Source organism: Sinosporangium album (assembly GCF_900100605.1).
GTDB lineage: Bacteria > Actinomycetota > Actinomycetes > Streptosporangiales > Streptosporangiaceae > Sinosporangium > Sinosporangium album.
Map to the genome: position 1 here is coordinate 285636 of NZ_FNCN01000007.1, position 13435 is coordinate 299070.

The 13435-nt window shown below is 71.5% G+C and carries 1 protein-coding gene; it reads left to right on the forward strand.

Annotated elements, in window-relative coordinates:
- Positions 1 to 15: 15 nt before the first annotated feature.
- Positions 16 to 13435: type I polyketide synthase (locus tag BLQ73_RS33950; RefSeq protein WP_143020195.1), on the forward strand; the 13420-nt coding region annotated here is incomplete at its 3' end.

The following is a 13435-nucleotide window of genomic DNA, read 5'->3' on the forward strand; positions in this document are numbered from 1 at the left end:
CGAGGTTTCCCGTCCATGGCTGGTTCGTCCGAGGACAAGCTCCGCGACTACCTCAAGAAGGTCACCGCCGACCTGCGGCGCACCAAGCAGCGGCTGGAATCGGTCGAGGCGCGCGACAGCGAACCCGTCGCCGTCATCGGCATGGCCTGCCGTTTCCCCGGCGGCGTTCGGACGCCCGAGGACCTGTGGCGGCTCGTCGCGGACGGCGGCGACGCCATCGGCCCGCTCCCCGCCGACCGGGGGTGGGACCTCGACCGGCTCTACCACCCCCTGCCCGGCACGCCCGGCAAAAGCTACGTCAAGCACGGCGGCTTCATCGACATCGCGGCCGACTTCGACGCCGACTTCTTCGGCATCGCGCCGCGCGAGGCGCTCGCCATGGACCCCCAGCAGCGGCTGCTCCTCGAAACCGCCTGGGAGACCTTCGAACACGCTCGCATCGCCCCCGGCACGCTGCACGGCAGCACCACAGGCGTCTTCATCGGCGGCGCCGACACCGACTACGGATCGCTCGCCAGGCAGACCGGCGAAACCGAAGGCCACCAGCTCACCGGGGGCGCCGTCAGCGTGCTCTCCGGCCGCATCGCCTACACATTCGGCCTCGAAGGGCCCGCCGTCACCGTCGACACGGCCTGCTCCTCCTCCCTGGTAGCCCTGCACTTCGCCGTACGCGCGCTCCGCACCGGCGAATGCGACCTGGCTCTCGCCGGGGGCGCCGCCGTCATGCCCACCACCCGCCTGTTCACCGAGTTCTCCCGCCAGCGCGGCCTCGCCCCCGACGGGCGCAGCAAGCCGTTCGCCAACGCGGCCGACGGCACCTCCTGGTCCGAAGGCGCCGGCGTCGTCCTCCTCGAACGCCTCACCGACGCTCGGCGGCGCGGGCGCCGGATCCTCGCCGTCATCCGCGGCACAGCCGTCAACCAGGACGGCGCCAGCAGCCGCCTCACCGCACCCAACGGGCCCTCCCAGCAGCGCGTCATCAACGCCGCCCTCGCCAACGCCCACCTCACCCCCGACCAGGTCGACGCCGTCGAAGCCCACGGCACCGGCACCCGCCTCGGCGACCCCATCGAAGCCGGGGCCCTCCTCGCCGCCTACGGCCAGAACCGCGACCGGCCGCTCCTCCTCGGAGCCGTCAAGTCCAACCTCGGCCACACCCAGGCCGCCGCCGGCATCGCCGGCGTCATCAAAACCGTCATGGCCCTCCGGCACGGGCTCCTGCCCCCGACCCTCCACGTGGACACGCCGTCCAGCCACATCGACTGGACGGCCGGAGCCGTCGAGCTGCTCACCCGGCTCACCCCGTGGCCCGCGACCGGCCGCCCCCGCCGGGCAGGGGTTTCCGCCTTCGGCATCAGCGGCACCAACGCGCACGTGGTCATGGAGGAAGGCGACCGGCCGGCCGAGCCGGTGGACATCGAACCGGCGGGGCCGTATCGGGTGGTGCCGCTGGTGCTTTCCGGGAAGAGCGAAGCGGCGCTGTGTGCGCAGGCGGACCGGCTGCTCGCTCACCTGGACGGGATTGGGGCGACCGCGCACGAGCAGGGCACAGCGTCGCACGGTGCCGACCGCGGTGCCGACCGCGGTGCCGACCGGCTGGGGATCGCCGCTCTAGCGGACGTCGGCCTGTCGCTGGCGGCGACGCGGTCGGTGTTCACTCACCGGGCCGTGGTCTTGGCCGCGGCCTCGGCAGGGGTGAGCGGGGGGCTTTCGGCGGTGGCGGGCGGGTCGGCGAACGCCGGTGCTGTGGAAGGCGCCGCCTGCGGTGGGGGGACGGCGTTCCTCTTTTCGGGGCAGGGGTCGCAGCGGCTGGGGATGGGCCGGGGGCTGTATGAGCGGTTCCCGGTGTTCGCGGCGGTGTTCGATGAGGTGTGCGGGCTGCTGCCCGGCGTTCGCGAAGTCGTCTGGGGCGAGGATGCCGAGCTGCTGGATCGGACGGTTCATGCGCAGGCGGCGTTGTTCGCGGTCGAGGTGGCGCTGTTTCGGCTGGTGGAGTCGTGGGGGGTGCGGCCGGACCTGGTGGCCGGGCATTCGATCGGCGAGGTGGCGGCGGCGCACGTGGCCGGGGTGTTCTCGCTTGAGGATGCGTGTGTGCTGGTGGGGGCGCGGGGCCGGTTGATGGACGCGTTGCCGGCGGGCGGGGCGATGGTGGCGCTCCAGGCCGCCGAGGAGGAGGTGCTGGCCGAGCTCGGCCGGGATGACGGTGTGGCCGTGGCGGCGGTGAACGGGCCGACGTCGGTGGTGGTGTCGGGTGTGTCGGAGGCGGTCGAGCGGGTCCGGCGGCATTTCGAGGAACTGGGGAGGAAGACGTCGCGGCTTCGGGTGTCGCACGCGTTCCATTCGCCGTCGATGGATCCGATGCTGGACGAGTTCCGGGCGGTGGTGGCGGAGCTTTCGCTTCACGCGCCGTCCCTTCCGGTGGTGTCCAATCTGACGGGCAGGGTCGCGGCCGTTGAGGATCTGTGCTCGGCGGAGTATTGGATGCGTCACGTGCGCGAGGCCGTACGTTTCGCCGACGGTGTCCGTACGCTCCGAGACGAGGGCGTGACACGGTTCCTGGAGCTGGGGCCCGACGGCGTGTTGAGCGCGATGGCCGCCGAGTCGGCGCCGGACGCGGCCGTGGTGACCCCGACGTTGCGGCGCGGGGAAAGCGAGGAGCGGACGGCACTCGCCGCCATGGCGCACCTGCACGTGTCCGGCGTGCCGGTGCGGTGGGCCGAGATTTACGCGGGGACAGGCGCGCGGCATGTCGACCTGCCGACGTATGCGTTCCAACGACGGCGCTTCTGGCCGACCGCCGCCACCTCGCCCGGCGATGTCAGCGCGGCCGGCCTGGAAACGGCGGACCACCCGCTTCTCGGCGCCGCCGTCGACCTGCCCGATGGCGGCGGAGTGCTGTTCACCGGGCGTCTGTCCGTGCAGTCCCACCCATGGCTCGCCGACCACGTCATCCTGGGGTCGATCCTGCTGCCGGGCACCGCGTTCCTGGAGCTCGCGATCCGCGCCGGGGACGAAGTGGGGTGCGTCTGCGTCGAAGAGTTGACGCTTGCCGCGCCGCTGGTCATCCCCGCCACGGGAGGCGTCAACCTGCGGTTGAGCGTGGCGGCGGCCGACGAGGCGGGCCGCCGTACGCTCGACATTCGCTCCCGCCGCGACGGCGAACAGGAGTGGGTCCGGCACGCGACCGCCGTCCTCGGTGACAGCGCCCAGGCGGCCGACTTCGACACGTCCGTCTGGCCGCCCCTCGGTGCGGAACAGGTCGAGCTCGACGGCCTGTACGAGCGGATGTCTGACGTCGGCTTCGCCTACGGCCCGCAGTTCCAGGGGCTCCGCGCGGCCTGGCGCAAGGGCGACGAGATCTTCGCCGAGGTCGCCCTGCCCGACCCGGCGGATGCCGGGGCGTTCGGCCTGTATCCCGCACTGCTCGACGCGGCACTGCACGTCACGGCCTTCAACGGGTTGCCGCACGGCATCGTCCCCTTCTCATGGGAAGGAGTGTCGCTGCACTCGTCGGGCGCCGATGCGCTGCGCGTCCGAGTCGTACGGACCGACGCGGACGCGGTGTCCGTCGCCGTCGCCGACACGGCGGGCGGATTGGTGGCCACCGTACAGTCGTTGGTGTTGCGTCCCGCATCGTCGGCGCGGGCCGTCGGTGACGGGGGCAAGGGCTCGTTGTTCCGCGTCGAGTGGAAGCCCGTACGGCTGCCCGCCGACGTGGCCGACACGCCCCGGATCGCGGTGCTCGGGCCGGACGTCCTGGCCGTGGACGCCGAGGTGCACGCGGACTGGGAATCGCTGGCCGCGGCCGAGGTCCCGGCCGCAGTGCTGGTCGCCGTCGCGCCTGGGACGGACAACGGCGGCGTAGTGCGGTCCGTGCACGCGGCGACGGCGCACGTGCTCGGCCTTGTCCAGACCTGGCTGGCCGATGAGCGTTATGCGGCGTCGGAGCTGGTTTTCGTCACCCGGGGCGCGGTCTCCGGCCGCGACCTGGTCGCCGCGTCGCTGTGGGGGCTCGTGCGTTCAGCGCAGTCGGAGCATCCCCGCCGTTTCCGTTTGGTGGACGTGGAGGATGAGGCGTCGTACGGCTTGCTGCCCCGCGTTGTGGCCTTGGATGAGCCGCAGCTTGTGCTGCGGGATGGTGAGGTGCTGGCCGCCCGGCTGGCCAGGGTGGCGAGACCGGTCCACGGTGGTGGCGAAGGCGGGACTGCCGGGCGTTGGGACGTGGCGCCGGACGGCTCCGGAGACCAGGGCACGTCTGATATGTCGGGTCTGTCGGATTTGTCGGGTCCCGGTCGTCAGGATGCGACCGGCACGGACGGTCCGGCGGTCGGCGGTGCGGCGCAGGGACGACCGGCCGACGATGGGGTTTTCGCCGGTGACGGGTTTGTTCTGGTGACCGGTGGGCTGGGTGGGCTTGGTCGGGTGGTGGCCCGGCATCTGGTCACCACGCGTGGGGTGCGGCGTCTGCTGCTGGTCGGGCGCCGGGGCCTGGCCACCGAGGGCGCGGCCGAGACGGTGGAGGAGTTGTCGGGGCTCGGGGCGGAGGTGCTGGTGGAGGCGTGCGATGCGGGTGACCGTACGGCTGTCGCCGGCCTTGTGGCCCGTCATCCGATCGGGGCGGTGGTGCATGCGGCCGGGGTGCTGGACGACGGGGTGGTCGCGTCGTTGACACCGGAACGGCTTGAAGGCGTGCTGCGGCCGAAGGTGGACGCGGCGTGGAACCTCCACGAGGCCACCAAGGACCTCGATATTTCCGCATTTATCCTCTTCTCTTCGGTGTCCGGTGTCTTCGGTGGACCGGGGCAGGCCAACTACGCGGCTGGTAACACCTTCCTCGACGCCCTCGCACTGCACCGGCAGGCACACGGCCTGCCTGCCGTCTCCCTCGCCTGGGGCCCGTGGACGCCCGGCAGCGGCATGACGGCCACGCTCTCCGAAACCGACCTCCAACGCGTCAGCCGTACCGGCATGCCTGATCTCACCCCGGCCGAAGGCACGGCGCTCTTCGATGCCGCCCTCACGACGGGCGAACCTGTCGTCGTACCGGCCCACATCGACCTCGCCGTACTGCGAACGCAAGACGAGATTCCATCGCTTCTGCGTGGATTCGTCCGCCCTCGTGCGCGCCGGTCCGGCGGCACAGGCTCGCCGGTCACGGTCGGCCTCGCCGGACGTCTGACCGCGGCCGAACCCGCTGCCCGCCGTGACCTTCTGCTCGACCTGGTCCGCAGCCAGACCGCGCTGGTGCTCGGGCACGCGGGTCCCGCCGAGGTGGACCCGGGGCGGGCGTTCCAAGACCTGGGCTTCGACTCGTTGACGGCCGTCGAACTGCGGAACCGGTTGAACAAGGCCACGGGGCTGCGTCTACCGGCGACCGTGGTGTTCGACTACCCGTCGGCGGAGGCGCTGGCCGGGTTCCTGCTGGAGGAACTGCTCGGTACGGCTGCGCCGATCGAGGTGCCCGCTGTGACGTCGGTGGCCGACGACCCGATCGTGATCGTGGGGATGGCGTGCCGCTACCCCGGCGGGGTGGAGTCCCCAGAGGACCTGTGGCGTCTGGTCGCGGACGGCACCGACGCGGTCTCGGGCTTCCCCTCCGACCGCGGGTGGGATCTGGAGACGCTTTTCAGCTCCGACCGGGAGCGGGCCGGCACCTCGTATACGCGTTCCGGCGGATTCCTGCACCAGGCCGCCGAGTTCGACGCGGCGTTCTTCGGGATGAGTCCGCGTGAGGCGGAGGCGACCGACGCGCAGCAGCGGCTGCTGCTGGAGACGGTGTGGGAGGCGTTCGAGCGGTCGGGGATGGATCCGCTGTCGCTGCGCGGGAGCCGTACCGGGGTGTTCGCGGGGGTGATGTACACCGATTACCGGGACATCCTCGCGGGCGAACAATACGAGGGGTTCCGGGGGAACGGCAGTGCTCCAAGCATCGCCTCCGGTCGGCTGTCTTACACGTTGGGTTTGGAGGGGCCGGCGGTGACGGTGGACACGGCGTGTTCGTCGTCGCTGGTGGCGCTGCATCTGGCGGTGCAGGCGCTGCGGGCGGGTGAGTGTTCGCTTGCGGTGGCGGGCGGGGTGACGGTGATGTCGACTCCGGCGACGTTCGTGGAGTTCTCGCGTCAGGGCGGGTTGTCGGCCGATGGGCGGTGCCGGGCGTTCTCTGAGGATGCGGGTGGGGTGGGGTGGGGTGAGGGTGCGGGTGTGGTGGTGCTGGAGCGGTTGTCGGAGGCTCGGCGTGCCGGGCGGCGGGTGTTGGCGGTGGTGCGGGGGAGTGCGGTCAATCAGGATGGCGCGTCGAACGGGTTGACGGCGCCGAACGGTCCGTCGCAGCAGCGGGTGATCCGGCAGGCTTTGGCGTCGGCGGGGTTGTCGGTGGCGGATGTGGATGTGGTGGAGGCGCATGGCACCGGGACCACGCTGGGTGATCCGATCGAGGCGCAGGCGCTGATCGCCACGTATGGGCAGGGGCGGGAGGTGCCGCTGCTGCTGGGGTCGGTGAAGTCGAACATCGGTCATACGCAGGCGGCTGCGGGGGTCGCCGGGGTGATCAAGATGGTGTTGGCGATGCGGCACGGTGTGGCGCCGAAGAGTCTGCATGTCGGGGTGCGGTCGTCGCATGTGGATTGGTCGGCGGGGTCGGTGGAGCTGCTTGCGGAGCAGGCTGATTGGCCTGTGGGGCGGGGGGTGCGTCGGGCGGGGGTGTCGTCGTTCGGGATCAGTGGCACGAACGCGCATGTGGTGCTCGAACAGGGCGACCCGGTGGATGCGGGCGGCGCATCCGGCGCATCCGGCTCAGACGCGGATGGTCCGGCGGTGCCGTTCGGTGGTGTGCTTTCGCCTGGTGCGGTGCCTTTGGTGCTGTCGGGCAAGAGCGAGGCCGCGCTGCGCGCCCAAGCGGCCCGCCTGCTCGCCCACATGGACGGCACGCGGTCGCACGAGTCGGCCCTCATGCAAGGCATGTCGCTCTCCGAGCCGGGCGAGGCGGGTCGGCGGGAGATGGCTGCGTTGACGGATGTGGGGCGGTCGCTGGTGACCACCCGTTCACTCTTCGCACATCGGGCAGTGGTGATAGCCGGAGCTGGAGAGATCGCGACCCGGGCCCTGTCGGCGCTCGCGGCGGGGCAGAGCGACGCTGCGGCGGTCGAGGGTACGGCACGCGAGGGCAGGACAGCGTTCCTGTTCACCGGGCAGGGGTCGCAGCGGCTGGGGATGGGCCGGGAGCTGCATGAGCGGTTCCCCGTGTTCGCGGCGGCGTTCGATGAGGTCTGCCGACTGCTGCCCGGCGTTCGCGAAGTCGTCTGGGGCGAGGATGCCGAGCTGCTGGATCGGACGGTCCATGCGCAGGCCGGTTTGTTCGCGGTCGAGGTTGCCCTGTTCCGGCTGGTGGAGTCGTGGGGGGTGCGGCCGGACCTGGTGGCCGGGCATTCGATCGGCGAGGTGGCGGCGGCGCATGCGGCGGGGGTGTTCTCGCTGCCGGATGCGTGTGTGCTGGTGGGGGCGCGGGGCCGGTTGATGGACGCGTTGCCGGCGGGTGGGGCGATGGCGGCTCTTCAGGCTACCGAGGAGGAGGTGCTGTCCGAGCTCGGCTCGGACGGTGTGGCCGTGGCGGCGGTGAACGGGCCCGCCTCGGTCGTGGTTTCCGGGGGTGAGGATGCCGTCGAGCGGGTCCGGCGGCATTTCGAGGGGCTGGGGAGGAAGACGTCGCGGCTTCGGGTGTCGCATGCGTTCCATTCGCCGTTGATGGATCCGATGCTGGACGAGTTCCGGGCGGTGGTGGAGGGCCTGTCGTTCAGCGCCCCGGAGACTTCGGTCGTGTCCAACCTGACGGGCCGCGTCGCGGTCGCCGAGGATCTGTGCTCGGCGGAGTATTGGGTGCGTCACGTGCGCGAGGCCGTACGGTTCGCCGACGGTGTCCGTACGCTCCGAGACGAGGGCGTGACACGGTTCCTGGAGCTGGGGCCTGACGGCGTGTTGAGCGCGATGGCCGCCGAGTCGGTCGGCGAGGGTGCCGTGTTCGTCCCCGTCCTGCGTAAGGATCGTGGTGAGGAGGAGGTCGCACTCCACGCACTTGCCCGGCTCCACGTTGGCGGTGTGCGTGTCGACTGGTCCTCGGTCTTCGCTGGAATGGGGGCCGGATGGGTCGACCTGCCGACGTACGCGTTCCAGCGCCGGCGGTACTGGCCTGCGGCCTTCCCCGGACACGCGGGTGATGTGAGGTTCGCCGGGCTTGAGGCCGCAGCGCATCCGCTGCTGGGCGCGGCAGTCGAGCTGGTCCAGGCCGACGGTTTCCTGCTCACCGGACGGCTTTCCGTCCAGTCCCACCCATGGCTCGCCGACCACCAGGTGCAGGGTTCCGTGCTGGTGCCCGGTACGGCACTGCTGGAGTTGGCGCTACACGCGGGAGACCAGGTCGGCTGTGACCTGGTGGAGGATCTGACCCTTGCGGCCCCGCTGGTGATGCCGGAGCAGGGCGGCGTCCCCATCCAGATATGGGTGGGCGAGCCGGACAGCTCCGGACGGCGTCCCCTCAGCATCCATTCCCGTCACGGCGACGATGTGTGGACTCTCCACGCCGAAGGCGTCCTCGCCACCGGATCGGCCACCGGATCGGTTCCCGTTCCGTTCGACGCCTCGATGTGGCCGCCGGCAGGCGCGGAACCGCTGGACATCCCGGGTGTTTATCACCGGCTTTCGGGTGAAGGGCTCGAATACGGAGACACCTTCCGGGGGCTGCGTGCGGCCTGGCGGCTCGGTGACGAGGTGTTCGCCGAGGTGGCGCTGCCCGATGGTGTGGACGCGGGTGGTTTCGGGGTGCATCCGGCGCTGCTGGATGCGTGTCTGCATGCGGTGGTGTCGGCGGGTGGCGGTGAGGGGGTGCCGTTCTCGTGGGGTGGTGTGGTGCTTCACGCGTCGGGTGCGTCGCGGGTGCGTGTACGGCTGTCGCCTGCGGGTGGGGGTGCGTTGTCGGTGGTGGTGGCCGATGGTGCGGGTGCTGCGGTGGTGTCGGTGGGGTCGCTGGCGGTGCGGCCGATCTCGCCGGTGGGGGCTGGGGTTGTCCGGGATTCGCTGTTCCGGCTGGACTGGGTGCCGGTCGGGCCGGTCGGGGTCGGGTCGGGGGCGGCCTGGGGTGGTCGTATCGCGGTGTTCGGCGGGGAGGCTGAGGGCCTTCCCGGCGGGGTGGTCTCCGACTGGGAGGCGCTGGCGGCCAGTGCGCCTGATGTGGTGCTGGTCCCGCTGTTCGGACAAGGCCTTCCAGGAGCCGTGGGCGGGAACGGTTCGGCGTGTACAGCCGGACACCACGCCACGGCGGGCGACTCGCCGAATGTCGTGGCGGCGGTTCATGACGTTGCGGCACGTGTGCTGGGGTTGGTGCATGACTGGCTGGCCGATGGGCGGTTCGCGGGGTCGCGTCTGGTTCTGGTGACGCGTGGTGCCGTGGCCGGGGAGGATCTGGCCGGGGCGTCGGCGTGGGGGCTGGTGCGTTCGGCGCAGTTGGAGCATCCGGGCCGGTTCGGCCTGGTGGATCTGGCCGATGAGGACTCCCGAGACCTGGTTTCGCGGGCGCTGGGGGTGGATGAGCCGCAGTTGGTGCTGCGGGATGGCGAGGTGCTGGCGGCCCGGCTGGCCAGGGTAGCGCGAGCGGCCCACGATGGCGGTCGCAGCGGGGTGAGCATCGGACGTCGGGACCCGGACGAGACGGCGCGTGGGCGTGCGCTGCCGGGCGACTCCGCATCAGAGCTGATACCGCAAGACGGTCAGAGCGTGTCGGGCCTCGGACGTCGGGACGCGGCTGAGCCCGGCGGCGTCGCTCGGAACCAAGCGCCAGCGGTGGACGGTCCGGCGGTCGGTGGGGCGGTGCAGGAACGGCCGGCCGACGCCGGGCTGGGTGGGGTTTTCGCCGGCGATGGGTTTGTTCTGGTGACCGGTGGGCTGGGTGGGCTCGGTCGGGTGGTGGCCCGGCACTTGGTGGACGTGCATGGGGTGCGGCGTCTGCTGCTGGTGGGGCGTCGCGGCCTGGCGTCGGAGGGCGCGTCTGAGCTGGTGGCGGAGCTGTCCGGGCTCGGGGCCGAGGTGCTGGTGGAGGCGTGCGATGCGGGTGACCGTACGGCTGTCGCCGGCCTTGTGGCCCGTCATCCGATCGGGGCGGTGGTGCATGCGGCCGGGGTGCTGGACGACGGGGTGGTCGCGTCGTTGACGGCGGAGCGGCTTGAAGGCGTGCTGCGGCCGAAGGTGGACGCGGCGTGGAACCTCCACGAGGCCACCAAGGACCTCGACATTTCCGCTTTCGTCCTGTTCTCCTCGGTGGCGGGCACGCTGGGCAGCGCGGGCCAGGCCGCCTATGCGGCGGGCAACGCGTTCCTCGACGCGCTGGCCCGGCACCGTCGGGCAAGGGGCCTGTCGGCGTCCTCGCTGGCCTGGGGCCCGTGGTCGGCAGCGACGGGCATGACCCGCGGCCTCACCGAAACAGGGATCGAGCGCATCGCCCGTATGGGCATGCCGACGCTGTCCCCAGAGCAGGGGACCGACCTGTTCGACGCCACTTTCGTCGCCACTGCGGGCGGGGAGCAGCCGGTGGTCCTGCCCGTCCGCCTGGACCTCGCGGCCATCCGGGCGCAAGGCGACATCCCCGCGATCTTCCGCGGGTTGGTCCGTACGCCGGCGCGCCGCTCAGCCGCGACCGAGGTGAGCGCGACCACTGACCTCGCCGGCCGCATGGCGGCGCTGTCCGCCGCGGAGCGCCGTGAGGCGATGCTCGATGTGGTGCGAGGCCAGATCGCTCTGGTGCTCGGCCACACGGACGCGGCCGAGGTGAACCCCCAGAGGGCGTTCCAGGACCTCGGCTTCGACTCCCTGACGGCTGTCGAGCTGCGGAACCGTTTGGGCAAGGCCACGGGACTGCGTCTACCGGCGACCGTGGTGTTCGACTATCCGTCGGCGGAGGCGCTGGTCGGGTTCCTGTTGGACGAGCTGCTCGGTACGGCTGCGCCGATCGAGGTGCCCGCTGTGACGTCGGTGGCCGACGACCCGATCGTGATCGTCGGCATGGCGTGCCGCTACCCCGGTGGCGTGGAGTCCCCGGAGGACCTGTGGCGTCTGGTCGTGGACGGCGCCGACGCCGTGTCGGGATTCCCCTCGGACAGGGGCTGGGATCTGGAGGCGCTGTTCGGAGCCGATCGTGAGCAGGCCGGAACGTCGGCCACCCAGTTCGGCGGGTTTCTGCATCGGGCGGCGGAGTTCGATGCGGCGTTCTTCGGGATGAGTCCGCGTGAGGCGGTGGCGACCGACGCGCAGCAGCGGCTGCTGCTGGAGACGGTGTGGGAGGCGTTCGAGCGGTCGGGGATGGATCCGCTGTCGCTGCGCGGGAGCCGTACCGGGGTGTTCGCGGGGGTGATGTACGGGGATTACGCCGCGCTGCTGGAGGGTGGGGAGTTCGAGGGTTACCGGGGCAGCGGCAGCGCGGGGAGTGTGGCGTCGGGCCGGGTGTCGTACACGCTGGGTTTGGAGGGGCCTGCGGTGACGGTGGACACGGCGTGTTCGTCGTCGCTGGTGGCGCTGCATCTGGCGGTGCAGGCGCTGCGGGCGGGGGAGTGCTCGCTGGCGGTGGCGGGCGGGGTGACGGTGATGTCGACTCCGGCGACGTTCGTGGAGTTCTCGCGTCAGGGCGGGTTGTCGGCCGATGGGCGGTGCCGGGCGTTCTCTGAGGATGCCGGTGGGGTGGGGTGGGGTGAGGGTGCGGGTGTGGTGGTGCTGGAGCGTTTGTCGGACGCGCGGCGTCACGGGCACTGTGTTCTGGCGGTGGTGCGGGGGAGTGCGGTCAATCAGGATGGGGCGTCGAACGGGTTGACGGCGCCTAATGGTCCGTCGCAGCAGCGGGTGATCCGGCAGGCTTTGGCGTCGGCGGGGTTGTCGGTGGCGGATGTGGATGTGGTGGAGGCGCATGGCACCGGGACCACGCTGGGCGATCCGATCGAGGCGCAGGCTTTGCTGGCGACTTACGGGCAGGGTCGGGAAATCCCTGTGCTGCTGGGGTCGGTGAAGTCGAACATCGGTCATACGCAGGCGGCTGCGGGCGTCGCCGGGGTGATCAAGATGGTGATGGCGATGCGCCACGGGGTCGCGCCGAAGAGCTTGCATGTCGGGGTGCGGTCGTCGCATGTGGATTGGTCGGCGGGGTCGGTGGAGCTGCTTGCGGAGCAGGCTGATTGGCCTGTGGGGCGGGGAGCGCGCCGGGCTGGGGTGTCGTCGTTCGGGATCAGCGGCACCAATGCCCACGTGGTCCTGGAACAGGGTGATCTGGCGGATGCGGGCGGGGCATCCGGCTCCGCCAACCCCGTCCCCGAAGCCGGCCCGGCAAGCCGGACCAGCCCAGGGGACTCGTCCGAGGGGTCTGGGCGAGTCGGCCGGGTCGATTCCGCCGAAGCCACCTCGGTGACGTCGGCCGGTGGCGTGGTGCTTGACCAGGGTGATCTGGTGGATGCGAGCCGGACCGGCCCAGGCGGCTCGCCTGAGGATTCTGGGCGAGTCGACCTGGACGGCTCCGAAGCCGCTTCGGTGACGTCGGCTGACAGTGTGCTTTCGCCTGGTGTGGTGCCGCTGGTGCTGTCGGGCAAGAGCGAGGCCGCGTTGCGTGCGCAGGCGAGCCGCCTGCTGGAGCACCTCAACGGCACGGGCGGGGCCGGTGCGGAGGGGGCGGCGAACGCGCTGGTGAATGTGGGCTATTCGCTGGTGGCGCGGTCGCGTTTCGACCACCGTGCCGTGGTGCTGGCCGGAGACGACGACACCACCGTTCAGGCGCTTTCCGCGCTGACGGCCGGAAAGGCCGACACTGCGGTGATTGAGGGTATGGCTCGCGCGGGCGGGTTGGCGTTTCTGTTCTCGGGTCAGGGGTCGCAGCGGCTGGGGATGGGGCGGGAGCTGTATGGGCGGTTCCCGGTGTTCGCGGAGGCGTTCGACGAGGTCTCCCGTCATCTGGCCGGGGTGCGGGAGGTCGTCTGGGGTGACGACCGGGACCTTCTCAACCAGACCGTTCATGCCCAGGCGGCGTTGTTCGCGGTCGAGGTGGCGCTGTTCCGGCTGGTGGAGTCGTGGGGCGTGAGGCCGGACCTGCTCGCCGGCCACTCGATCGGCGAGGTCGCCGCCGCCCACGCGGCCGGGGTGTTCACCCTGGCCGACGCCTGCACCCTGGTGGAGGCGCGTGGCCGGCTGATGCAGGCGCTCCCGCCGGGTGGCGCGATGGCGGCGGTCCAGGCCACCGAGCAGGAGGTCCTGACGTGCCTGTCCGAGCTCGGCGAGAGCCCGGGGCTTGCGGGCGGTAGCCGTACGGACGTGGCGATCGCCGCGGTGAACGGTCCCGCCTCGACCGTCGTGTCGGGAGCCGAGCAGGCCGTCGAGCATGTCCGGCGGCACTTCGACGGGCTGGGCCGCAAGACCGCCC